The following is a 24,818-nucleotide window of genomic DNA, read 5'->3' on the forward strand; positions in this document are numbered from 1 at the left end:
CTAAATGGATTTTGTGACAGACCCTTTCATCCGAATGACTTTTCCATCAAGTTCAGGACCGATTGCCTTCATACCTGCCTTTTCATAGAATCGACGCGCTCGATGATTTTCAGGAGCAACGCGCAAATGATATTCCTCCAGGTTTCGTTTTTTAAAGAAATCCATCGCATAGTCGTGGAGTGCTTTCCCCATGCCTTTTCCACGCTCGGAAGGGATGAGGTAAAACAAGTGGATATATCCTATTCTCCGACCTTCATACTTTTTCACAGATAACTCGAGCTGACCAATGACTCGCCCATCCACTTCTGCCATGACAAAACCATCAGGGTATTGCCCTATTTTTTCAAGGACATAGAATAAGTATGCCGTTGCATCTAAGCCTGAAGTGTTTCCGAAACTCACCATAAATGAATCTTTACGGAAATCAAGGATGGTTTGTCGATCTTTTTTCAAATGGATCGTTCGGAACTGTACCATCTTATTCCCTCCATTTCTCCTCCAAGCAGCGCAGAAGCATGGCGGGATGGACCATGAACGCGAACAGTTCTCATTGAAAGGTGCCACCACTCCTCCTCTCATTTAGGAAAAATAAACTTCTGTGTTCTCTGTGATCACGCGAATGCTGGTGAAGAGGTTTCATTCTGATCGTGCTTCGATTCGTATCATTGATTCGTCCATCGTTATCTTATTCTCCAAAGGGGACTTCCATCTCCCTCTTCTTTCTCTTAAAATTCGCTATCTGATTCGAAATTCCTTCCTCATTTTACATAGAGAATAATGGCAGACAAATACTAAGTTAATCATGATGGATCCGTTACGGAAATATAGTCATAGTAGGAGGTGGGAAGGTTTTGTTTTCATCTAAATGGCGGATGCTGAAAAAGGATTTGAAAGCCGCTTTGAAATCCTCGCCGGAAACTTTAACGACCGAAGAAGAAACGCTGGTGGAGGAAATAAGGAAGGTCACGCAGGAGAAGAATCGAAACAACATCACCCGTACAATGGCCTATCTTCATTTCTTTGAGAAACATCCTGATATTCACTGGGCACTGCTGGCCCATCTCGTATCCAGAAACGCAGGATGGAACATGACCGACCTGAAGGGTGAATATTTGCCGAAGTTGTTGACCGGGAAAGAAGGGACCGACTTTTTCGTATTTTTAGAACGGGGAAATTGGCTCATTTTTCAAGACGCTTACCCTCAACTTTTATTATATGATGCCAGTCTTAAGCATGGACGTCCTCTCTTTCATATGTTAGATGCGATGAACGTTTCCAAGTTCATGCGGCCCTTTTGGGAGCGATTTTGGAAAGTAGGAAACAGTGAAGAACTGACCAAAGCATTGATTATCAACGAACAGCATTATATCGAAAATCGCGTAGTAAGAAATCACATTTATATGGCGACTGTCATGGACAAAGTCATGTTTAAGCTTCAAGATGTGCTGTCCATGAATCATATCCTGTTCCCTTATGTAACCCCATTACAACAAAAAATAAAACTTGCCGGAGGAACCGTCCACCATTTTTCCGCTGTGAATGAGCGTATTTTTCTTGGAAGATCTCTTTACGAGCTTCTTTATGGCGTGCGGTCTCGCCTGGATCAAATCATACAATGGAGCTCCAATCATAAACACACAGGTTCCCGCAAAGATTATTGGCCTCAACTATTCAATGATGTCAATGAGACGCCCCCGGGCCACGTCCATGAAATGACTAAGAGTCCGTGTCAAAGAAAACAACAAGGGCCCAAAATTTACAGTCCCCAGCTTGAGCATACGTGGGAAGATTGGGTTCATTCAGGCGCTGAACCAGGAGACTGGTTCACGAATATAAACGTTCTGGATCTTATGAAAAAGAATGTCAAAGAATTCAGCGGAGAAATTGAATCTGTGTATTGCCGGACACTGGAAGAAATCGAATTCGCCTCCCAAACTAAGAATACATTTTCACATATAACGGAAGGACGATCCGTAGACCGCCCTTAATTATGTAACTCGTTTTTAGAGGTTGGTCTGATCAGTTGGAGAACCTTACGGAAGATGAGGTCCGGGTTCGCTAGATGGACGGAATGCCCGGAATCAGCAAAAGCTTGAACGGTGGATGGGTTCCAACAATCACTAATTCTTACGTAATAGTTCGGAAGCATGGTTTGCGCTAATGACAATCAGGCAGGGAACGTATGCAATCGAACCATGCCTTCTGTTTCTATTGTCTTGGCGCAAATAACATAACACATACACCGATCAGACAGATCCCTGCACCTACCCAGTCATATACATCAGGCGTCTTGCGGTCCACGCCCCATCCCCACAAAACGGACAAGATGATGAAGACACCTCCATAAGCAGCATACACTCGTCCAAAGGATGGGAAACTTTGAAAACTGGCGATTACACCATACAACGCGAGAGCGAACCCTCCCGCAATCCCCCATGAGAGCGGCTTTCCTTCACGGATCGCGAGCCAGATCAAATAGCCGCCTCCAATTTCAGCCACTCCTGCAAATAGAAATAATACAAATGCTTGAATCATTGCGGTCACTCCTATAGAACACACTACATTAAACTTACAGGATTAAACCCTTTTTTCACATCAAAACGTCCTTAGTGTTTATAATCCGGATTCAATTCACTCCAAACATCCAACCGATTTCCGTTGATATCTTTAAACACAAAATTCAAGCCAGGGTGTCCGCGGTCTTCCACTTCACCCACTTCGACGCCTTTATCTTTTAAGTCCATCTGTAATTCTTTCAAAGCTTCTTTTCCGTCTACTTCAAATGTGATAGAAAATCGTTCGCTCCCACTTTCATCCACAAAGTTTGAAGTTTGCTCAGGTGATGATCGCACTAAGAATATACTGATATTCGCTAAACCAATGATGGCCTTCTGCTCATCCTGATAATGGATGGCTGCTCCTAGCTTATCTTTATACCAAATAGCGCTATCACCCACTTCATTCACAGGTAAGTAAATCGTGCCTACTCGTACGAATGCATGATTCATAGAACACCCTCCTGACGATATGTATTCCATTTAACATTGGAATCTCCTTCTTAGGAGACCGTTTTCTTTTGTTGTAAAAGCTACCGATTGTAGAAGTATCCGTTTCGATATGTTTGGGTGAGTTTAGGGGCTCCGGGAAACAGTTCGCTCCTTCCCTTTACCATGTGAGCGTCTTGAAACTACATCAAGGATAAGTTGCTTTACCTACGAAATGGAGGATGTTAAATTCTATAGCTGTTATTCTGAATACGAAAGCATCGAATAGAGCGCATTGTTTCTTTAGCACAGAGGTAGTGAAAGACACTCTTTCCTCCTATGCATGCATTAAGTGCTAGCACTATGAATCAGAACCCTGCCATACACTTTAATAAATCAAAAAAGGGCATGCGTTTATTTGTAACGCTGCCCTGTTCTGTCTTTTTCTTCTTTCTCTTCCCTTTTTTCTTCATGAAAAGGAGTCTCTGTTTGGCCGCTCACATAATCAAACGGCGTATAAAAATTGTCCGGATATTGTTTCTTTACGAACATACGGAAGGCCGTGAGCACGACCACTGAGACGACTAGCAAGAAAAACATCACCGAAATAATGGTTGAAATCATAACCGCCCCTTATATCTTTAATTTAACGGCTCTTGTGGCAAGCATCGTTTTAATGTGATGATCTATAGTTCTTCCACCACCGAAGTCATCTTCATAGATGCCCGCAATGACAAACCCTGCATCTGTCTGGCCTTGAAGCTGGTCTTCCAGTGTGTGACCGAACTCAAGCGTTTCACCTTCAACCACTTCTTCCTCTTCAAGTGCGGAATAAGGAATCGTATGAGCCACTTCCAACTTGCCTTCGTCCTCTTTATCTGCATCAAACAAGTAGAGGACGGGGTTCATAAAACCTGAAATGAGCGTTCCTTTCTCTTTTAAAACACGTGCCGCTTCCTTCCAAACCGGCCGTACATTCTCGATGAATACGTTCGCGACCGGATGAACAATGAGGTCGAAGGTTCCATCTTCGAATGCTGATAAATCCGTCATGTCACCTTTAACCGTTTTCAATTCAAGTCCTGCTTGTTCAGCAACCCTTTCGTCTTGTTGAAGCTGTTTTTCCGATAAATCAAAAACGGTGACGTCAGCACCTGCAGCAGCGAGAACAGGCCCCTGCTGTCCGCCTCCAGATGCAAGGCAAAGGATCTTCATCCCTTTTATTGATTCAGGAAACCAGTTTCTCGGCACCTGCCGATCGGCTGTTACCCCAATCGACCACTCTCCGTTACGAGCTTTTTCAATGGTTTCGTTTCTGACACTTTGAGTATAACGCACCCCATCTTCTACTTTTTTGTCCCATGCTTTACTATTATGCTCTGTCGTTTGACTCATCTTTTTTCATCCTCTCGTTAATAAATTCATGCGGATTTTTGTAAAGGATCGATCAAATTGAAATCGATGAATGACTTCGGTGCATTCGATTTCCATACCGTTTTTTCAGCTCTTCTAAGATAGAATCTGCATCTTCATCAGATAAATATTCTAAGTAAATGTTCTCTTCCTCACCTTTGTTTGATTGTATGGAAATGACATCATCCATCTGTTGAATACGCTTGATTTTTTCATCTTCCAGACGGGTGTTCGGATCTGCCATACCAATCCGTATATCCAGGACATCCTTCTCTAATCTCACATAATTACGCTCAGGCATCCTGTAATAATGAATCATTTGCCAAAGTCCTAAAAATAAAACCACACCCGATAAGAATACAATCCCCTGATCGATGCGGCCGTACAAATAGAGAGAAAGCGCTGCCGGTAATAAACCTGTGAAGATATTGAACAAGGAACCCCGCGCTTTTTTTCTCCATACTTCTGTGTTGCTATATTTATAATTCAAGACATCACCCTCTTAAACCTCTTACTGCAAGACTGACCAAAGAATTTCACTCCTTATGGAAAACTTCCTCATCAGTTAAGCGGATCACCAGCGGTTGGACGAATACAACAATCACTAAAAGGAGAGCAGCAAAAAACAAAGCGGACGTGACTCCCATTTGGAACGTTTCCATTAAAAACATAAACACTAAAAAGGCAGAAACTGCCAATACCCCTGAACGGTGTTGGGAGCTTTTTGTAGAATAGTTTTCCGCTCCGCAATAGGGACATGGTTTCTTCCCAGTGACTTTCATGGAAGATCGCAGCGCTCTTCCAAACGTCCAGCTACGCCCGCATGCCTTACACTTCACTCCTCTCACTCTCCTTTACTACTTGCACTTCTTTTTCTAATCATCGAATCCGCTCTGCTTCATCTGTGGAACAAAACTTCACCCATGATCGCATGAACACAACCGATGGAGACGATCGTCACCCGTATGGTCCCTATAAAGAATACAGGACAAATCTGTCATTTTGTTCCCACCTGTCTTTCTTTACGATCCACATGGTCCGAATGTTTCAATTTTTCGAAAAAAATCACTGATCGCGCCCTAACCCAAGGAATAACACCCGATTCGAAACGAATAACGACCGAACAAAGCACTATTGCGACTCTACTCAACATTCCCACAAAAAATAAGCACTCCGCTATGGAGTGCTTATTTTTTGAAGGACTTCCAATCAAGGTCGCTTTCATTCAGCAGTTCCTCAAAACTTTTGTTTGCTTCTGCTCGCTTGCGCTCTTCGATGCGGCGCTGCTTTTCCTTTTCTTCCTGCTCGACAGCCTGCTTCTTCAGCTCCGTCTTTTTAGAGGTGAGCTTAGAAAGAACATCGGCATTCAGCTGATCTCCGAGTGAACCAGGTTGAGGTTTTTTCTTACTCATACGGTCGCTCCTTCTTTCACATCTTTGATTGGGATGATCGGGTTCAGAATACCGTCCGGGCTTGAAAGGCGGAACGTGCCTTTTATAAAGTCAAGCTTCATATCCTTCTTGAAAAAGGTGGCTTGCTGATTGTCGATAATGACGGAATAATCCTCATTTTCTACGTTAAGATCTGTAGAGCGTTCTTCTTTTTCCAGACGAATGGTTGGCAGTCCATTCACACCGCATCCACACCCTTCCGTATCATAAAAAAGGCGAATAAGCGGACGCTCGGGATCCTGAATTTGTTCCAGCTGTTGCTTTGCTTCTTCGGTGATGCGTAATTTCATCGTTCATCCCTCCTGTTTCTTCTATTGTAAAAAAACCGCGCTTCAGAGGCAACGGTTCTGCTTTATTCTGCATAGTGTCCACCGACGAGGCGGCTTCTGTGACGGGCGGTTCCTGCATCGGTCCAGGAAACCGCACGAAGAAGCATATCCTGCCCGTAGCGTTCGCGGATTTCATCCATCACATAGCCAAGGTCCCTCTTTTTATCGCGGCCATCGTCAAACAAGTCGAGTTGGACGTTGGCATCTTCCGTAATGTTCCCAAGGGTGATGGAGATGCGGCGGACGACACCGCCGTTGTAGAATCGGTGGAACAAGGTGAGGCAGGCATGGTAAATGTCCATCGTAATGCTCGTCGGATGTTCAATAGATACGGAGCGGTGAAAGCCGCCGGCACCTTCACTTTTGCTGTAGCCGATCCCGAGGGAAATCGTTCTTCCTGCATGGCCTTTTCTGCGGGCACGACGGGCAACTTCTTCACACATTTCAAGGATGACATACTTTACCTCTTCAGGATCTTGATAATCTCGAAGGAGAATTTGACTTTTTCCATAGCTTACCTGGCCATGAATGATCGGTGCGCCCGGGTCAGACAGATCGACACCATTCGCGTGGTAATACAGCTGATTCCCCATCACACCGAAAGTTTTTTCAAGACGCTCAAGCGGGAATTTTGCCAGTTGCCCGACTGACCAGATGCCCATGCGATTCAGCCGGTGCTCCAGCCGTGGTCCGATTCCCCACATTTCAGACAGGGGAGCGACCGGCCACAGCTTCTCGCGAAAATCATCATACGTCCAACGCGCGATGCCTTTCTTTTTTGCTTCAAGATCGAGACAAAGTTTGGAAAGCAGCATGTTCGGACCGATGCCAATAGCAGCATCCAGATGGAACGTTTCTTTTAATTCATCGACAATCATCTGAGCCGTTTCCTCCGGGACACCGAACTTCCCCTTGTTGTCCCCTACTTCTAAAAAGCTTTCGTCAACACTGTACGTATGGATTTTTTCTTTCGGGACAAATTTATGGAAAAGGTTCGTCACTTGCGTGGACACTTCTAAGTACTTCCTCATTTGCGCGGAGACGATGACGATTTCCGGTGCGGAAGGTATTTCGAACAGGCGGCTTCCTGTGCGGATGCCGTATTTCTTTTTCATCGCCGGAGTCGCAGCCAATACGACACTGCCTTTTCGGTTCGTATCCGCTACAACAGCAAGCGGGACCGTGAGCGGATCGAGTCCGCGATCGATCGCCGCACAGCTCGCGTAGAAACTCTTCATGTCGACACACAGAATCCCTCTGTCCGTATACTTTCCATAATCGATGTTCGGATTGCCCATGTCGTCTCCACCTCCTTTACCTAGTATATCCTCATTATGCGAATATATGTTCGCATTTGCAAGTACCAATTCCTGCTACCATTTCCTGTCTGACCTTCTGCCTGACCTGGTCATACAAATATTGGCGCACCAGGTCTTACATATTTTTCCACCAACTCCCGCACACCACTAACCAAAAAATGCTCTTCCCGTGTGGGGAAGAGCATTTTTTGGTCGTGTTTCATTATTTTTATTTCTTGTTGAATTGTCTTTGCATCAGTTTTTCCATTGCGACCGGTGCGAGGGAGTAGACTTTGCTCCCGGAATCCATCCAGGACGGCATATTGATCTCTCTCTGTTTTGTGAATAGATGTTGGACAACGGTTCTTGCTACGCGGTTCGGATCAAGCATGATCTTATCGACCGACTTCTCATACTTCCCGCTTGGATCCGCCTGTTGGAAGAAGTTCGTTCTGACAGGCCCGAGATTGACGGAAGTGACATAGATGCCTAAAGGCTCCACTTCCATCCTTAGGGCATTCGTGAACCCTATGACCGCGTGTTTAGTCGCAGCATAAACGGCTGATTTCGGTGTGGCGATTTTGCCTGCTTGGGAGGCTATGTTGATGATATGTCCTTCTCCATGCTGTACCAAATGTGGAAGCAACTGATGGGTAGCGCGAAACAGCGACTTCACGTTAACAGACAACATGCGTTCAATATCTTGCCAATTCGATTCAGCCACTGAATCAAACACAGCAATCCCGGCATTGTTGATCAGCCCGTCGATCGAGCCGTGTTCATAGCATATCCGGTCAATCGTATCTTTCCATTCGGCATCATTCGATAGATCCGCGGGATACCATGGACTTTTAATGCCAAAGGCTTCTTCTATTTTTTCTGCGATGATTTCCAGTTTGTGTGAAGTACGCGCAACAAGAATCGGTGTCCCGCCTTCCCGAGCGACATGAATCGCGAGAAATTCACCAATCCCGCTAGAGGCTCCTGTGATAAGTACTTTCTTTCCTTTTACTCGTTCGCTCATTCAATCACCTATTTGCTTGATAAAATTTCTCTCCGTCTACGTAAGAGACCTTCAGCTTTTCAACGCTTTCTAAGTAGTCCAGCTGCCCAATTGTTTCAGACATCGTCAAACCGAATTGATTCTCGATGTGTTTCGGAAAGAGACGCTTGCATACGTCATATGCACGTAATGGCCCCTCGCTAAACATCTGCCATACCTTTTCCGCTCGGTGCTCCTGTTTTCTCAACCGTTCGGGAATCAGTGTGGCCGCATCATCGAAAATTTTCCCATGCCCTGGGTAGACGGTCCCGATCTGCCGGTGCAACAACTTTTCTAAAGAATGGCGATAGTCAAGCATAGGTCTCGGACGCGCCTCCCCTTTGTTATGGGGTGGTTCAAGGAGAGGATTTGAAGAGATGTGGGAGAGCAGGTGATCTCCACCTAGCAAAGCTCCATCTCCTTCTCTAAAAAATGACAAATGACTTTGCGCATGGCCGGGTGTTTCGATCGTCACCCATTCTTCATGCCCCGGTAGCCGGTCACCTTCCGTCAATTCATGAGTGAGCTTTCCTTCCGACGTCCATTTCAATGTCTTTCTCAACCCTTTTAACAATGGAAGGAAACGCTCAGGAACGCCGGATTCCTTGTACATCCCTTTGAAAAATTCTTCATAATGCGTAAAGTATTCCTCTTCCCGCTCAAGCCAGGGCTTTAATTTCGGGTGGCCGGCGATGGTATCCACGTTCGGAAAGCGTTCAACAAGCCCCATATGATCCGGATGATGGTGGGTTAATATTACCTGTTCGATATCTTCCGGCTGATATCCGACTTCCTTTAATTGTCCGAATAGAGCTTCCCAACACTCCTCCGTCTTCACACCGGCATCAATCAGGGACATTCGGTCTCCTTTTACTAAGTAGACATGAACATCCCCAACCGCATAGGGGGTTGGCAACGTGAATTGTGTGATGGTATCCTTCAATGTCTTCATACACTCCCTCCATACTGAATGATCATTCACTTTTCTATATTGTAGCATGACTTTCATCTATTTTCCTCTACTATGACAAAAATTACGGACGTCACATTATTCATAATTCTTTTTCTAGTGGGACTTTTTCCAAAAGACTTCAAATAAAAAATACATTTCATTATACTTTAACGCGTCATTGTAAAATTTAAAGAAATGTAAAGGGAAATAAGGAGGAAGATCATGGAACAACAGGAAAAGAAAGGGTTAACAATGCGTATTCTCGACTGGATTGAGCGTGTCGGGAACAAATTGCCTCACCCTGTCACATTGTTCGCAATATTTGCACTCATGGTTGTCGTCGCTTCCTGGATCTTCTCCACGATGAACGTGGAAGTTGAAGACCCAGCGACCGGCGAAACGTTACAAGTCGTCAACTTGCTCTCCAGTGACGGCATTCAATACATGTTTGAAAGCATGGTGGATAACTTCGTAGGCTTCGCGCCGCTCGGTACGGTCCTTGTAACGATGCTTGGTATCGGAATTGCTGAGCGCTCAGGGCTGATCAGTGCGATGCTTCGTGGACTCGTTACATCCGTACCCCGTTCATTGATGACAGCTGCTCTTGTATTCGGCGGTATCATGTCCAGTATGGCTGCCGATGCGGGTTACGTTGTTTTGACACCACTCGGAGCGGTCCTATTCGCAGGTCTTGGCCGTCATCCCCTCGCAGGTCTTGCTGCAGCCTTCGCGGGTGTCTCCGCTGGTTTCAGTGCCAACCTGCTGCTCACATCGCTCGATCCATTGCTTGGAGATTTGACCATTCAAGCAGCAGCGACCATTGATCCTGCATATGCCGATACGATCCTTTATACGATGAACTACTACTTCATGATTGTATCTGTTTTCGTTTTAACGGTCGTCGGTACACTTGTGACAGACAAGATCGTGGAACCGCGCCTTGGAGACTACAAAGGTGGCGTGAAAGAGGAAGTCAACTATCTTTCTAAGCTTGAGAAAAAGGGTATGATTGGTGCTCTGATCGCGTTTATCGTGACCATTGGGTTGCTATCCCTGCTTGTCTTACCATCCTGGGGACCGTTGCGTAACCCTGATGATTTCTTAGCGTCTCCATTTTTCCATAGCTTAGTGCCTGTCATTCTGATCATGTTCTTCGTGCCTGGTTATGTTTACGGGAAAATTACGAACGAAATCAAGAATGATAAAGACGTAGCCAATCAAATGTCCGAAACGATGGCAAGCATGGGAATTTACATTGTCCTTGCCTTCACGGCTGGTCAGTTCGTTGCTTACTTTAACCATACCAATCTCGGAAAAGTCATTGCTGTGAGCGGTGCCGATTTCCTTGATTCCATCGGTTTCACAGGCATTGGTCTTATTATTGCCTTCATGTTCGTGGCAGGCTTCATCAACCTGTTCATCGGAAGCTCGTCAGCGAAATGGGCGATTATGGCTCCTGTATTCGTTCCGTTGATGATGCAGCTCGGTTATTCTCCGGAGCTTACAACACTCGCTTACCGGATTGCCGACTCTACGACGAACATCATTTCACCATTGATGCCATACTTCGCCATCGTCATTGCGTTTGCACAGAAGTATGATAAAAAGGTCGGAATTGGTACACTGATTTCTACCATGCTCCCTTACTCCATTGCATTCTTTGCCATTTGGACATTGATGCTGTTAATTTGGATGCTGACTGGTGCGCCAATCGGTCCTGGAGCAGGGTTCGAATACAACGGCTAATCGATCCTGAAAAAAAAGCGTCCGGAATTGAATTCCGGACGCTCTTTTTATGCTTAAATCCTGACTTGTTGTGCTATAACCAATAAGCTCTTTAAACGGTGGGCCACTTCATCAATCCCCATGTTTGAAGTGTCAATGACTACATCCGCACCCGCTTTTAGCCTTGGCAGTACGTGCTTAGTGTTTTCTATGATGGCTTTCCGCTCCTCAGGATGCTTTCCATAGGGGTTTGTTTCTCTTTTTTCAATACGATCGAGCATAACCTCCAGGGCAGCATGCAAGAGTACGACGCAATCGAAAGATGGATAGAATCGTCCTTGATTTGAATAACATCCTGATAAAATCAAATGAGGATGCTCGTTCTGTTCAATGAGTCGGGAGATTTTTTCTTCATTCCAGACTACCTCTTCCCCGTCACCCGTAACGATTTTGCTTGTGAACCCATGATGGTCCGTATCAACCACATAGTAGCCTTCATCGTCTAACCTTTGAAGCACACGGCTTTTTCCGACACCAGATAATCCTGTTACAAAAATAACAGCCATTCTACCACCGACCTTTTTTCAAAGATATCACCAGAAAACCTATGACACTCTCTCCTGCTTGAAGAACTCATGAATGACCCGGGTCAAAATCTGTGGCAGTTTTTCAAAGCTGTAGGAAAGCTCCAGGCGTTCTGTCCATTGGTGCGGATCCCTTCCCAGTGGTCCGATATTGATGATCGGCATTGTAATCGATTCCATCACTTCCGTAGGCCATTCAAAACCATTGCCATGAATGGGCATCTGTTTCGTCAAATCCGAGAGAGAAGACGTGGATGATGTCGGTCCGATAAAACTCAAATCACTCAACCCCGTGAAGTATTCCACCACTTCCAGTTCCTCTTCAAACGTTTCCTTGGCATATTCGATCGCCGTCCTGACTCCTTGTTGGATGTATGGATCATTATGAGAGGATACGGCCGGATAAAATGGCGGGCTGTAAAAAAGCACGATCATCGGACTGATCTCTTTACATATGGAAGCAAGACTTTGGACGAGGGTCGTTGAAAAATCACGGTCCCCCTGATCTCTCAAATTGACCAACCGGTTCTGTCTGCGCTCGACTTCCATTTTTCCATAGCGCTCGACCGCTTCTTTGTACAATTGATCATAAGTCAAGATGGTGATATCCGGGTGAAAAGCGGACGTTTGGGTTCCTTCCAAGTAAAAAGATGCCTGGTGGTGATAATGGTTGATGATCTTCGCTTTTGCCCGTTGCGCTGCCTGTAGGAGTTTTTCATTCAATTCTTTGATCGTCTGCTTCATATAAAGGACATTGTACATCGCGACCGCTGCCTGAGGTGTTTGCACGGAATATTCGAATTTCAAGTCCCGCTGCATCAGACTGATCGGTGGTGGGGTCCGTTCTCCACCGACTTTTTCAATAAAGGCTTCATTCAGCTCCATTTCCTGAGCTAAGTAGCTGACCATCAAGTTGGCATTCAAACCTCCGAAAGGCTCTCCTGCGTGCGTTTCTTTGCCGTAACATAAAAAGCCTGGTAGCGTCTTCCCGATGGAACCAGTGTACAAATAATAAGCAGGATCACCAGGATATTTGCTGAACATCGGTTCGCCATTGAGCGCTGCTTTATATACAAGATCTTCTCGATCACGGATCTCAGCAAGGGCTGGAAGAGCAGCAAGCATTCCTTCCGAGTTCACTTCTTCATCAGGGACAGCGACGAGAAGCAGATTACCATCAAACTCACCGGCCATGGCTTTTTCCAAAAGAGAAAGATGGACGGTCAGCCCCGCTTTCATATCCATCGTTCCGCGCCCAAAGAGCCAATTTCCTGACTCCAGGTCACGGGCCGCTTCTTTAGGCAGATCCTCGATATTCTTATGTAGCTCTTGTGTGAGCTCACGAGGGTAAAAGGCCAGGTTTTGATAAGAGCCATAGTCTTCGATTCCTACGACGTCGACATGAGAAATCAGTACGAGCGTCTCTTTAGCCTCGCCTTTTTTCACTAAGGCTGTCAGTAATTGACGTCCATCGTCCAGTGGATGCAAGTTGAGGTGACCCGGCCGTTTTTTATAATAATCGCGATCTTCCAAAATATAATATAAGTATTCGATGATCGCGATTTCTTCATTGCTGTTCGTTATACTCGGATACTCTACAAGCGAACATAATAGATCCGTCAACTGCTCTTTCGTCTGCCAAACGGTCATGGGGTCACACTCCTTATTGACTTTTCTTAGATTATCAAACACAATCAAACTCATAAGCTACTTGGAAGAGGTGAAAGTCACGATGAAAACCCTTATTTACGCTCATAGAGGAGCGAGTAAGCTTGCGCCGGAAAATACGATGCCCGCCTTTGAACTGGCGCGTGCAGCCGGAGCTGACGGAATTGAAACCGATGTGCAGCTTACCAAAGACCAAATCCCCGTCCTCATCCATGATGAAAATCTACGCCGTACCACCAACGGAACAGGGTTCGTACAAGACTATACATATGCTCAACTGCGCCTGCTTGATGCAGGTAGCTGGTTTTCTACTAAATTTTCTGACACTTATATTGTAACACTGGACGAGTTTCTTCGCTGGTTTAGAGACCAGCCCATGTTTTTAAATGTCGAACTGAAAACAAACGTCATCGCCTATAAAAACATCGAACGGATTGTCTATGAATCTCTAAAACGATACCACGTGCTGGAGCGGACGGTTATTTCCAGTTTCAACGCCGATTCCCTCACAAGGATGAAAGAGATCAACCCATCGATTCAGACGGCATTCTTAACATCGACGAGAATGCGGAACCTCCCTCAGTATGCAAAGTCACTCGAGTGCGACTCTTTGCATGTCAAACACCGCCTACTGGATAAGAAACTCGTGAAACGGTGTCACAAAGAAAACCTCGAACTCCGGATTTACACGGTAAACCGTCCATCCATGATGAAAAAATGCTACAGCCTGGGCGTAAACGGAATTTTCACAGACGTTCCCCACCAGGCGCTCGAATACCTTGATCTTTATCGGAAACGGAGAAATCGATAACATGTTTTGGCTGTTTTCAGGACTCACACTCTTATGGATCCTCCTGCTCTTTGACTTCCGATTCGGGATGAAAAAGATCCCAAAACTTGAGGAGACTCCCCCTGCTCCAACGGATCACCCGATTTCTGTCATTATCGCGGCCAAAGACGAAGAAGAATCCATACGCGAAACCCTGCACACACTGATCAACCAAAAGGATGTTCAGCTTGAAATTATAGTTGTGAACGATCGCTCCTGCGATCGAACAGGTAAAATCATCGATGAAGCCGCTGATCAATACACTACCGTTCACGCGGTTCATATCGATCACCTCCCTAAAGGATGGCTGGGAAAGAACCATGCCCTGCAAAAAGGCGCCGAGCTTGCTTCTGGCGCTTATTTACTTTTCACGGATGCTGACATTCGTTTTGAAGAAAGCACCCTTGCTCGGGCCATGACCCTAATGGAAAGTGAAAACCTTGATCACCTGACAGCATCCCCCGATTTAAAAGCGGATTCTTTAGCGTTACGCGGCTTGATTTCTTACTTTTTATTTGGATTCGGTTATCTGAAGCGACCGTGGACGGCGAATCAGAAAGAACCTAAAGGGGGAATGGGCATCGGGGCATTCCAAATGCTTACAACAGCATGCTATCAAAAGGTCGGAACCCATGGATCCGTACGCTTTCGACCGGATGACGATCTTGCACTCGGGCAGAAAATCAAAGCTTCGGGATTCAAACAAAAACTCGTAACGGCGAAACATCTTCTCTCTGTCGAATGGTATCCCGACTTCCATTCTGCTCTTCGTGGATTCGAAAAAAATGCCTTCGCCGGACTGAATTACTCCGTGTTTTTATCCTTATTTGCCCTTTTTGGTGTCCTTGTTTCACAGGTCCTTCCGTTCCTTTTCGTCTTTTCCGGTGATCCTGCCGTTCAAATCATTAGCGCAATCAACATCCTTTTGTTATTTTGTTTATATGGTTTAACCACCCATTCTTTCACAAACTATTCTTGGTGGATGATCTTCGGTCTGCCGTTTTTCGCTCTCCTGTTCATATTCATGCTTGGTAGAGCGCTGGTCCTGACATGGATCCGTGGGGGAATCGAATGGCGCGGGAACCGTTATTCAATCAAAGAATTAAAGCAATTTTTCCGTAACTCTGAGGAGGATCATCGTTGAAACACAAATTATTTGAACCTTATACAGTAAAAAATCTCACACTGAAAAACCGCATCGTCATGTCGCCGATGTGTATGTATTCATCCGACAATCAAGACGGCCATGCCCAACCTTTTCACCTTACCCATTACGAAAGTCGTGCGGCTGGACAAGTGGGTCTAATCATTACAGAAGCGACCGCCGTTTTGCCCGAAGGCCGTATCTCCCACGAAGATCTTGGCATTTGGAACGATGAACATATCGAAGGACTGCAAAAAATCAATGAAGGCATTCACCGTCATGGTGCTAAAGCTGGTATCCAATTGGCTCATGCAGGGCGTAAAGCCAATTTAAGGGATGAAATTTTTGCCCCGAGTGCTGAACCTTTTAGCGCCTCTACGAAAGTCCCAACAGAGATGACAATCGAAGACATCCACCGTACGGTAGAAGCTTTCCGTGAAGCGGCTGCCCGCTCTAAAAAAGCAGGCTTCGATATGGTTGAACTTCATGGGGCTCATGGATATCTGATCAACCAATTCCTCTCCCCTCTTACAAACAAGCGAGAGGATGCATATGGAGGTACCCGCGAAAACCGCTACCGCTTCTTGCGCGAAACCATCGAGGCTGTCAAACAAGAATGGGATGGACCCCTCTTTGTCAGAATCTCAGGAGAAGAATATAACGAAAACGGGAACCAGATGGAAGATTTCATTTACTTTGCCCGTGAAATGAAGTCCCAGGGTGTCGATTTGATCGACGTCAGTTCAGGAGGTGTCGTGCCCGCTGCCATCGATCCTTATCCAGGATACCAGGTCACATATGCGGAACAAATCAAACAAGGAGCTGGGATTGATACAGGAGCTGTCGGACTGATTACGAGCGGCAACCAGGCTGAGGAAATTTTGCAGAATGAACGAGCCGATCTGATCTTCCTTGCACGAGCCCTGTTAAGGAACCCGTACTGGCCTAAAGAAGCAGCCGATGAACTCGGCTACCCATTAGAAGGTCCAAGACAGTACACCCGTGCTTGGTAAACACTTTCGAGCTGCCGGAAAGAGCATCCGGCAGTTTTTTTATGGCTTTTGAAGTGTGTTCTCCCTCTTCGGGTGGTATGATGTTAGGTGTAGGAGTGTGTTGGCAATGGAACTATTTTTTTTAGGTACGGGATCTGGTGTCCCATCAAAAGAGAGAAATGTCTCCTCCCTTGTCCTCCGCCTTCTTGAAGAACGCGGAACAACATGGGTCTTTGACTGTGGAGAAGGCACGCAGCAACAAATATTGAATACAAACATACGCCCGAGGCGAATTGAAGCGATTTTCATCACCCATCTCCACGGAGATCACATTTACGGACTGCCGGGATTGTTGAGCAGCCGTTCATTCCAGGGCGGTGAAACTCCTGTAACCGTTTACGGACCGCGCGGTTTAAAAGATTACATCGATATCAGCCTGGAGTTAAGCGGAACCCATCTCCGCTATCCGCTTTACATTGAAGAAGTGGAAGAAGGAGAGCTTTTTGAAGACGAGCAGTTCGTCGTGGAAGCCGTTAAACTTGAACATGGGCTGGAAAGCTACGGATATATTCTCAAAGAAAAAGACAAGCTTGGCGAACTACAGCCAGAAAAGCTGAGGGAACTCGGGGTCAAACCCGGCCCCATCTATCAAAAAATCAAGAATCAACCACGAACAATGCTTGAAGATGGCACGATCATCCTTCGCGAAGATGTGATCGGCCCACCGAAAAAGGGTCGTAAAGTTGCAATTATGGGCGACACACGCTACCTTCCACACTTGAAGGAACATTTGAAGGACATGGATGTGCTCGTCCATGAAGCGACGTTTGCAGGCGACGAAGATAAAATGGCCCATGATTATTTTCATTCCACTGTTAAACAAGCGGCAACCCTTGCAATAGAAGCAGATGTCGGAGAACTGATTCTCAATCATATTTCTTCACGGTATCAGGGAAACGCTGTCGAAGAGCTCCTGGAAGAAGCGAGGAGCATTTTCCCTAATACACGTATCGCACATGATTTTTATCAACACCCCATTAAACGGAAATAACAAAGGAGGAACGGGATGCATACAACAGTGAAGCAACAAAAGTCATGGTTCAAAGAAGGACATACGAAGAGTTATGCCTTCCGTAAAGAGCAGCTCTTGAAACTGAAGAAGATGCTCACGACCTTTGAAAAGCCGATTCTCAATGCTTTGAAATTCGATATGAACAAATCGGAGTACGAAGCTTATGTATCTGAAATTGCTTTTTTGAAAAGTGAGATCGACTACAACGTCAAACATTTGAAGTCCTGGATGCAGCCGACGAAAGTGAAAACACCTCTCACCCATACAGGTTCAAAAAACTTCATACGGAAAGAACCCTATGGAACCGTACTGGTCATCGCTCCGTGGAACTATCCGATCCAACTCGCTCTCGCGCCGGTCATCGGGGCGATTGCAGCAGGGAACACAGTCATCATCAAACCCTCTGAGCTTACCCCGACCGTTTCATGGGTGATGAAGAAGATGATTGAGCAATACTTCCCTCCTCACTATATAGCTGTGATTGAAGGTGATAAAGAGGTGACTCAGGAGCTGCTTGAGCAACCGCTTGATTATATTTTCTTTACAGGAAGCGTTCCTGTAGGAAAAATCATCATGGAGAAAGCGAGTAAGCAGCTCATCCCTGTGACACTGGAACTTGGAGGAAAGAGTCCGACAATTGTTCACAAAGATGCGAACATCGACCTTGCCGCCAAACGAATCGTCTGGGGTAAATTCACCAATGCCGGACAAACATGTATCGCACCTGATTACCTCTATGTCCATCATGAAGTGAAGGCTGACTTGATCCGTGCAATGAAACAGTACATCCAACAGTTTTATGGAGAAGACCCATTGGAAAACAGTGATTATACTAAAATCGTCAATCAATCCCATTTTGAACGAGTGTCCTCTTATCTAGACTGTGGGACAGTCGTTGTCGGTGGCTCTGTAGATGAATCCACTCACAAAATCACCCCCACTATTCTCGACCAAGTGGTATGGGAAGATGAAATTATGAAAGACGAAATCTTCGGACCCGTGCTTCCTGTTCTAACCTTTGATGACCTGGATGAGGCGATTGACAAGGTGAATAGCCGCCCCAAACCACTCGCGCTCTACTATTTCGGCGAAAACGAAATGGAACAGCAGCGTATTCTCAACTCGATTTCCTTTGGCGGCGGATGCATCAATGACACCCTCTACCATATCATTAACCCGCACCTTCCATTTGGAGGCGTTGGCGAAAGCGGCATGGGGAGCTACCATGGCAAACGAAGTTTCGATACCTTCACTCATGAAAAAAGCATAACTAAACAAACGACACGATTTGATCAAAACTTCCGCTACCCCGGATCACAAATTGGTTTGGCTGTCGTGAAAAAATTCTTCGGATAGAGAAAAGCGAGCCTAGTGCTCGCTTTTATTGTGTCTCGGCTTTCTTGCGCGCGTACATCCTTTCTTGAGCGCGTACATCCTTTCTTGAGCGCGTACATCCTTTCTTGAGCGCGTACATCCTTTCTTGAGCGCGTACATCCTTTCTTGAGCGCGTACATCCTTTCTTGAGCGCGTACATCCTTTCTTGAGCGCGTACATCCTTTCTTGAGCGCGTACATCCTTTCTTGAGCGCGTACATCCTTTCTTGAGCGCGTACATCCTTTCTTGAGCGCGTACATCCTTTCTTGAGCGCGTACATCCTTTCTTGAGCGCGAAAAAGGACAGCGGCCAGGCCGCTGTCCTTTTTCTCTAGTCCTGTTGTTTTTTCAATGCTTCCTCCAATGATATACTCTTCAACTTACGCTTAGATAAACCGAGAGAGAGCCAATAAGTGAACAGGATGACAAAGAACCCGACCAGAACCATCCACCACGCTACATCTGTTGGGATAAGAAATCCTGTCTCCTGGACAAGTGAGTTCATCGTCTGCTCTAGACTCAAGCTCGCTAGTGGGATGGAGATAAAGTAGGCAATCAACACGATGGGAGTGTACACACTTAAAACAAGCTTTGAAACTTCTTTGTTATTATAGCCCATCACTTTAAACAATGAGATCGACGGTGAATTTTCTTCAACAATCAAATTGGTGAGCAAAGTGAGGACAATCACTCCAATCAACACAGCAAATACGGCCATACCGGCTACAGACGCTCTCGTAGCTCCTGTCGTCGATTCAAAACTGTCTATAGCCTTCTGCTTATCTTCTACCATATAGACATCTTCGCTATTGCTTGGGGACTGGCTTTGCCACGTTCCGGTGTAAGCCTCATCAGGAAAACCAAGAAAATCATTCAAATCTGCACGGGAAAGATAAAGGTTATTCCCAATGTAAAGGTCGGCAACGTCAGCGACCTCTACCTTCATTGTATCTGAATTCAATGAGTTTTCGAGGTTGATTTCATCCCCTTCCCCTACACCAAGGACAGCGGCTAGAGGGGCACTGATCACCACTCCTTCCGATAAATCGGAGCGTAAGCGCTCACCTTCAGCACTTAATTGAATATATTCATTATCTTTTTCCATGCCGTAGGCTGTAATTTTCACATCTTCTTCTACGACCCCGAGTTCGTTCATAGTAAAAGGACTTTGATCTTCATCTGTTTCTTCGATCATTAATGATTGGTAATGAACGGCATAGTCGTATTTCAATATATCCTTGTATGTCGTTTCTACAAGCTGGTCCATGCTGTTGAATGTAATCAATCCAAACAATAATAAAACAGTTGAGAACATGACCCCAATAAAAATATAAAAGCTTCTCACTTTGTTTCTTACCAGTAACCTTAATCGGAACCTCCGAATAAAACCTCCTCGCTGCAAAAGGGGAAGTTTTTCAAGCCAAGATTTTTTCCCGTTGGACATTTCTTTAGGCCTAAGAAGCGTCAATGGTTCTGTTCGCAATGTCCGACTGATCACGAAGGTCGTAAGTAGGATCAAGAGCAATAATGGAATGACAAACCCTATCACAAGTACGAGAGGATCCCAGTCAAACATAGAGAGAGCTGGTAAGTTAAAGTAGTTCGCATACAAATTCGAAAGTGGGACGGATAGTCCAGCACCAGCAGCTAAACCACCCACTGTCCCTCCTAGCCCAATGATCCAGGCATACCCTAGATAATGGTGAATCAATTCTTTCTTCCGGTATCCGAGTGCCATAAGCGTCCCGATTTCTTTTCTCTGCATTTCCATACGCCGTTTCATGAGCATCAGCACCATAGCTATCGAGAGGGCTAGAATGAACAACGGTAATGTAGTGGTCATGCTTTTAGCGCCCTCAATTTCTGTTTCTACAAACCCGATGCGAGGGTTATCGTCTGATTGGACAAATTGCAGAAGGGACACTTCAGACCTCACCTCTTCCCTGAACCCATCAGGAACATTACCATCGTCTGTCCATCCTAGTATTTCAGGCTGACCATTCACTCCAGAAAAACTTGTAGCGGAAATGACTGCGACTCCAAACTTTTCAGCATCCGCTAACAAATCTGTCATTTGTTCAACCATATAAATATAATCAGGCAAATAGACGAAACCGGTAATTTCATAATCAAGTCCATCTAGGGTAATGGTATCCCCCAGCTGATAGCGATGTTTCTCCGCATACACTTTGGAGATGGCGAGTTCTTGATCATTCGACGGCGCTGTCCCCTCAGCAATGTATGGGATATTGACGGATTCAGTCGTTGTGAACACGCGTAATGTGGAATCATCCACTTCAAAATCAGCATATTCACGCTTTTCCAGGCTCAGATTGTATTCTTCTTCCCATAAGGAAAGCTGTTCATCTGTCACATCCTCCCCCGCTACAAAATGGAAGCTTTCCTGTTTGTAATCTTCCGTGAAGGTTTCGTTTCTCGATTCCAGTGTCGTTATAGCCATGGATAAGGAAACATAAAGCATAACAGCAAGTAAAAGTAGAACGGCCACCCCGGCATATTGGAATTTCTTTTCTTTTAAAGTCCGGTACACAGATTTTTTTAAAATCATGACCATGTCACCTTCTCAGGGTCGACAGGTTTTTCGTTTTCATAAGAATCGATGATTTCACCGCTTTTCATACGAATAACAGAATGAGCCATCTCACCGATTCCCTGATTGTGAGTAATAATGAAAACCGTCGTCCCATACTGTTCATTTACGAACTTCAACAACTTCAGTATGTTTTTTCCTGTTTCCTCATCAAGGGCTCCTGTCGGTTCATCACAAAGCAAAAGTTGAGGGTTCTTAATCAATGCTCTCGCGATGGCGACACGCTGTTGTTCCCCTCCGCTTAACTGATAAGGAAATTTATCTTTCTTATCCCACATTCCTACCTTCTCAAGCGTATCTTTCATGTCGAGTGGCTGCTGACTTAATTCCCGCCCCACTTCCACATTTTCTTCAACGGTCAATGTCGGGATTAAATTATACTGCTGGAAAATGAATCCTACGAATTTTCGGCGGTAATCCGTAAGCTGTCGATCCTTCAACTGATCAAGAACCGTCTCTCCGACTTTAATGGACCCAGAATCGTATCGGTCAATGCCACCAATGACATTAAGCAAGGTTGACTTTCCCGATCCTGAAGGCCCAAGAATCGTTACGATTTTTTTATCCGGTACTTCTAATGACGCCTGGCGTAGCGCCTGAACGGTCACCTCTCCGCTCTGATACGTTTTATTGACTTGATTTGCGAAGATTGCCATCTCATCATCTCCAATTAAAAGTTTTGTAATAAAAGACATCATTTATTTCATTTTCAGTGTACCTCAATAAAAAAAGAAGTCAATAACTTTTTGAAATATTTATATGTATATATTTCATTATTTATCATCCCACTTGCATTTTTTATTGCAGATAATGGCAGGATTGTGGAAGACTCAGTTTCGAGACTTTCCGGGGTTCGTTGCCTGGTTGAGCGTCAGGGGTGGCTGGGAAGCAACTCGCTTTCCTGTGGGGGAGTGGCGAGCTTCCTCGGGCGGTCTGCCGCACTAAGGGATCTCGCCGATCTCCTTTCTCCCACGGGAGTCTCGCTGCTTCCCAACCACCCCATTCGATTTTGTGAGAAACGCCCCCCTATACCAGGAAGAAGCATCTTCCACCATCATTACCTATTGTAAAAAAGCGCTCAATAACAAGCGGTTATGATCTCTATCCATACGATGGAGGTTTTGTGTTATTGCTCCTAATACGTATAAAGCGCCTAAATCTGGAATGGTTTCGAGATATTTATATGGCAAAGGGGCGGAGGGGAATGAGGAGACTCCTGCGGGAAAAAAGTGCAGGGTGAGACCCCGCAGGACTGAAGTGCCCCCCAATAGTTGGACACTTATCCAACCTGAAGGGGGTACTTATTTTGAAAAGATTTACGAATGATGAAAAACATCAGGCTGTGCGTCAATACTTAAAAAATTCGATTAGCTATGATCAACTTGCGAACCAACTCAACGTGGACGCCTCTGCCTTAAGGTATTGGGTTAAACTAGTGGAATACCATGGAGACCAAGCGTTTGTCTTTCCCTATACAAACTATTCCTCGGCCTTTAAACTGAGGGTAATTCAGTTTATCGAGGAGAAAGGGTATTCCATTCGTGAGGTCTCTGCCCTCTTTCACATTCCCGACTTTTCCATGGTCCGAAGGTGGAAACGCAAGTGGGAAAATGGTGGTATGGAAGCCCTTGAGTCTAAACGAAAGGGGAATCAACCTATGCCACACCGTAAGAATAATAAAAACGAAAAACCTTCCAAATTCAATTCCATGGAGGAAGAACTGGAGTACCTACGAATGGAGAACGCCTATTTAAAAAAGTTGAGAGCCTTGGTCGAAGAAGAAGACAACCGTCAATCGAAAGGCAAAAAGTCCAAGCGGTCTTCGAACTAAGGCATACCTTCCCTGTGAAAAAACTAGTGGAAGTGGCCGGAATCTCCCGCAGCACGTACTATAACCAGATCAAGCGAATGCACGAACCAGACCCCGACCAGAACTTAAAAGATAAAATCACAAAGCTTTATTATAAAAAGGACAAGAAATATGGCTACCGCCGTATTCAAAATGAACTTCAAAATAAAGGCATTCTCGTCAATCACAAGAAGGTATATCGCCTTATGAAAGAGTTAGGTCTTCAAAGTCAAGTAAGAATGAAAAAATACAAATCCTACAAAGGAAAAATCGGTAAGGTCGCTGAAAACTTGTTGAACCGGGAATTCAAGGCTGAAAAACCAAATCATAAATGGGTCACAGACATTACGGAATTCAAGCTCTTTGGTGAGAAACTATACCTTTCTCCTATTCTTGATCTTTTTAATGGTGAAATCATCTCTTATACGCTTGGCACCCGTCCGACCTATGCCCTTGTCGAAGAAATGTTAGAAAAGGGCCTCAAACACTTGGATGAGGATCACAACCTATTGATGCATTCCGATCAGGGTTGGCATTACCAAATGCCCCAATACCGTCAACGACTCAAGGAAACTGGGGTTACGCAGAGTATGTCCCGGAAGGGCAACTGTCACGACAATGCGGTAATTGAAAACTTTTTTGGAATCATGAAATCAGAGCTCCTGTATTATAAAGACTTTGAGAGTATTGATCACTTTAAGAAAGAACTGACTGTGTTCATGGATGAATACAACCACGAAAGGATTAAGTCAAAACTTCGTATGAGTCCAGTTCAATACCGTGAAAAATTTGCGAAAGCTGTTTAATTACATAGTGTCCAGAAATAGGGGGTCAGTTCAGACGCAGTCCGAGGAGGCTCATCGCGCTCCCGCGGAAAGCGAGTCATTCCCCGCAGCCCCATCCACTCAACAAAAGTCTCGAAACTGAGTCTTCAAGAAAAGGGAACTTTAGTAAAATAAAAGAAAACCCAGGCAAGCGCGAGGCTTTGCCTGGGTTCTCTATTAGAAAGATGGAAGGTTGTCCAAGTTGTTGGATTGAATGCCATCTGGTTCACTGCGCAGATGGTCTTCTCCATCTTTGCCTCGAATGAGGTTCACGTGTTCCAGTTCACCACTGCGCGCCATTTCATGTGCCCGCTTATAATCGACCACTTGGCCTGACGACAGCTGCATTTCAACAATGCTCCCTTGCCCGTTTTTTCTAACGGCGACAATTTGTTCTGGCATCATTCTCAACCTCCTCAAGAACTATTTTGTCCAAATGCCCGAATCCTATGAATGATCATCTGTGGGTATTATTGGGAAAGAAAAAGACAGCCACATGGCTGCCTTTTTCCATTACATATCGTGGGAAGATTTTTGCTTTTGACGGGAATGCTGCGCGTTTTTCACTTTATGTGATCCTTGAGCTGGTTCACCATAAGCTTGTTTCGGCCCCAAGGGTAAGTTCGGTTGTTCCTGCTGTTTTGGTCCCATGCGTCTACCCATAAAAATCCGCCTCCT

The 24,818-nt window shown here is 45.3% G+C and carries 25 protein-coding genes and 1 pseudogene; 8 read left to right on the plus strand and 18 right to left on the minus strand.

Annotated features, from left to right (window positions below; all coding sequences use genetic code 11):
- A complete protein-coding gene (locus tag ACXACN_RS07820) occupies positions 1-477 on the minus strand; it encodes a GNAT family N-acetyltransferase (RefSeq protein WP_474963583.1) in 477 nt (158 codons plus the stop codon).
- A 374-nt stretch (positions 478-851) separates the two neighbouring features.
- Between ACXACN_RS07820 and ACXACN_RS07825 the strand changes: the two genes are divergently transcribed.
- Complete coding sequence (locus ACXACN_RS07825; RefSeq protein WP_474963584.1) at positions 852-1,988, plus strand: DUF2515 family protein; 1,137 nt, start codon at positions 852-854, stop codon at positions 1,986-1,988.
- A gap of 220 nt (positions 1,989-2,208) precedes the next feature.
- On the opposite strand, the gene ACXACN_RS07830 is transcribed toward ACXACN_RS07825, so the two are convergent.
- From ACXACN_RS07830 to ACXACN_RS07880, 11 genes are all read right to left on the minus strand, one after another.
- Positions 2,209-2,535 carry a YnfA family protein gene (locus ACXACN_RS07830; RefSeq protein ID WP_474963585.1) on the minus strand — a complete coding sequence of 109 codons (327 nt, stop codon included), beginning with the start codon at positions 2,533-2,535 and terminating at the stop codon, positions 2,209-2,211.
- 71 nt (positions 2,536-2,606) lie between these two features.
- A complete protein-coding gene (locus tag ACXACN_RS07835; protein ID WP_474963587.1) occupies positions 2,607-3,008 on the minus strand; it encodes a VOC family protein in 402 nt (133 codons plus the stop codon).
- 390 nt (positions 3,009-3,398) lie between these two features.
- Positions 3,399-3,608, minus strand: coding sequence for a DUF3951 domain-containing protein (locus tag ACXACN_RS07840; RefSeq protein WP_474963589.1), 210 nt, complete (start codon positions 3,606-3,608; stop codon positions 3,399-3,401).
- 9 nt (positions 3,609-3,617) lie between these two features.
- Positions 3,618-4,379 carry a class I SAM-dependent methyltransferase gene (locus ACXACN_RS07845; RefSeq protein ID WP_474963591.1) on the minus strand — a complete coding sequence of 254 codons (762 nt, stop codon included), beginning with the start codon at positions 4,377-4,379 and terminating at the stop codon, positions 3,618-3,620.
- A 52-nt stretch (positions 4,380-4,431) separates the two neighbouring features.
- On the minus strand, positions 4,432-4,887 hold the full coding sequence (locus ACXACN_RS07850) for a hypothetical protein (RefSeq protein WP_474963593.1): 456 nt from the start codon (positions 4,885-4,887) through the stop codon (positions 4,432-4,434).
- Positions 4,888-4,933: 46 nt separating this feature from the next.
- The gene (locus tag ACXACN_RS07855; RefSeq protein WP_474963595.1) at positions 4,934-5,236 is read right to left on the minus strand and encodes a TIGR04104 family putative zinc finger protein; all 303 of its coding nucleotides are present in this window, start codon (positions 5,234-5,236) and stop codon (positions 4,934-4,936) included.
- 348 nt (positions 5,237-5,584) lie between these two features.
- Positions 5,585-5,809, minus strand: coding sequence for a YqkE family protein (locus ACXACN_RS07860; protein ID WP_474963597.1), 225 nt, complete (start codon positions 5,807-5,809; stop codon positions 5,585-5,587).
- Complete coding sequence (locus tag ACXACN_RS07865; protein ID WP_474963598.1) at positions 5,806-6,138, minus strand: iron-sulfur cluster biosynthesis family protein; 333 nt, start codon at positions 6,136-6,138, stop codon at positions 5,806-5,808. The genes ACXACN_RS07860 and ACXACN_RS07865 overlap by 4 nt, the downstream gene beginning before the upstream one ends.
- 62 nt (positions 6,139-6,200) lie before the next feature.
- A complete protein-coding gene (locus ACXACN_RS07870; RefSeq protein WP_474963599.1) occupies positions 6,201-7,475 on the minus strand; it encodes a Y-family DNA polymerase in 1,275 nt (424 codons plus the stop codon).
- Positions 7,476-7,704: 229 nt separating this feature from the next.
- Positions 7,705-8,499: an SDR family NAD(P)-dependent oxidoreductase gene (locus tag ACXACN_RS07875; protein ID WP_474963601.1), complete on the minus strand. Its 795-nt coding sequence runs from the start codon at positions 8,497-8,499 to the stop codon at positions 7,705-7,707.
- A gap of 4 nt (positions 8,500-8,503) precedes the next feature.
- Positions 8,504-9,469, minus strand: coding sequence for an MBL fold metallo-hydrolase (locus ACXACN_RS07880; RefSeq protein WP_474963603.1), 966 nt, complete (start codon positions 9,467-9,469; stop codon positions 8,504-8,506).
- Between the two features lie 222 nt (positions 9,470-9,691).
- On the opposite strand from ACXACN_RS07880, the gene ACXACN_RS07885 reads away from it, so the two are divergent.
- Positions 9,692-11,215, plus strand: a complete 1,524-nt coding sequence (locus tag ACXACN_RS07885) for an AbgT family transporter (RefSeq protein ID WP_474963604.1) — start codon at positions 9,692-9,694, stop codon at positions 11,213-11,215.
- A gap of 53 nt (positions 11,216-11,268) precedes the next feature.
- Here the strand turns inward: ACXACN_RS07885 and ACXACN_RS07890 are convergent, their stop codons facing one another.
- Positions 11,269-11,760, minus strand: a complete 492-nt coding sequence (locus tag ACXACN_RS07890; protein ID WP_474963606.1) for an RNase adapter RapZ — start codon at positions 11,758-11,760, stop codon at positions 11,269-11,271.
- Between the two features lie 39 nt (positions 11,761-11,799).
- On the minus strand, positions 11,800-13,428 hold the full coding sequence (locus tag ACXACN_RS07895) for a M20/M25/M40 family metallo-hydrolase (protein ID WP_474963607.1): 1,629 nt from the start codon (positions 13,426-13,428) through the stop codon (positions 11,800-11,802).
- A gap of 82 nt (positions 13,429-13,510) precedes the next feature.
- Here ACXACN_RS07895 and ACXACN_RS07900 point away from each other — a divergent pair, with 82 nt between their 5' ends.
- From ACXACN_RS07900 to ACXACN_RS07920, 5 genes are all read left to right on the plus strand, one after another.
- Complete coding sequence (locus tag ACXACN_RS07900) at positions 13,511-14,257, plus strand: glycerophosphodiester phosphodiesterase (protein ID WP_474963609.1); 747 nt, start codon at positions 13,511-13,513, stop codon at positions 14,255-14,257.
- Position 14,258: 1 nt separating this feature from the next.
- Positions 14,259-15,419 carry a glycosyltransferase family 2 protein gene (locus ACXACN_RS07905; protein WP_474963611.1) on the plus strand — a complete coding sequence of 387 codons (1,161 nt, stop codon included), beginning with the start codon at positions 14,259-14,261 and terminating at the stop codon, positions 15,417-15,419.
- Positions 15,416-16,432, plus strand: coding sequence for an NADPH dehydrogenase NamA (gene namA / locus ACXACN_RS07910; RefSeq protein ID WP_474963613.1), 1,017 nt, complete (start codon positions 15,416-15,418; stop codon positions 16,430-16,432). The genes ACXACN_RS07905 and namA overlap by 4 nt, the downstream gene beginning before the upstream one ends.
- 106 nt (positions 16,433-16,538) lie before the next feature.
- Positions 16,539-17,462, plus strand: coding sequence for a ribonuclease Z (gene rnz, locus ACXACN_RS07915; RefSeq protein WP_474963615.1), 924 nt, complete (start codon positions 16,539-16,541; stop codon positions 17,460-17,462).
- Between the two features lie 15 nt (positions 17,463-17,477).
- Complete coding sequence (locus ACXACN_RS07920) at positions 17,478-18,839, plus strand: aldehyde dehydrogenase (RefSeq protein ID WP_474963617.1); 1,362 nt, start codon at positions 17,478-17,480, stop codon at positions 18,837-18,839.
- Positions 18,840-19,187: 348 nt separating this feature from the next.
- Here the strand turns inward: ACXACN_RS07920 and ACXACN_RS07925 are convergent, their stop codons facing one another.
- Together ACXACN_RS07925 and ACXACN_RS07930 are read right to left on the minus strand one after the other, a co-directional pair.
- A complete protein-coding gene (locus ACXACN_RS07925) occupies positions 19,188-21,425 on the minus strand; it encodes an ABC transporter permease (RefSeq protein ID WP_474963619.1) in 2,238 nt (745 codons plus the stop codon).
- Positions 21,426-21,616: 191 nt separating this feature from the next.
- Positions 21,617-22,165: pseudogene (locus ACXACN_RS07930) on the minus strand (ABC transporter ATP-binding protein); the annotation flags it as partial.
- A 608-nt stretch (positions 22,166-22,773) separates the two neighbouring features.
- On the opposite strand from ACXACN_RS07930, the gene ACXACN_RS07935 reads away from it, so the two are divergent.
- Positions 22,774-24,122 (plus strand): IS3 family transposase gene (locus ACXACN_RS07935; protein WP_474963621.1). Its coding sequence is split into 2 segments (ribosomal slippage): positions 22,774-23,256 and positions 23,259-24,122, totalling 1,347 coding nucleotides; the frame shifts between segments, so codons are not numbered across the junction.
- Between the two features lie 195 nt (positions 24,123-24,317).
- Here the strand turns inward: ACXACN_RS07935 and ACXACN_RS07940 are convergent.
- Complete coding sequence (locus tag ACXACN_RS07940) at positions 24,318-24,542, minus strand: DUF3892 domain-containing protein (RefSeq protein WP_146813176.1); 225 nt, start codon at positions 24,540-24,542, stop codon at positions 24,318-24,320.
- 111 nt (positions 24,543-24,653) lie between these two features.
- A complete protein-coding gene (locus ACXACN_RS07945) occupies positions 24,654-24,803 on the minus strand; it encodes a small acid-soluble spore protein P (protein WP_474963622.1) in 150 nt (49 codons plus the stop codon).
- Between the last annotated feature and the right edge of the window lie 15 nt (positions 24,804-24,818).

The sequence above is a fragment of the Halobacillus sp. AWM4_238 genome (assembly GCF_056158265.1).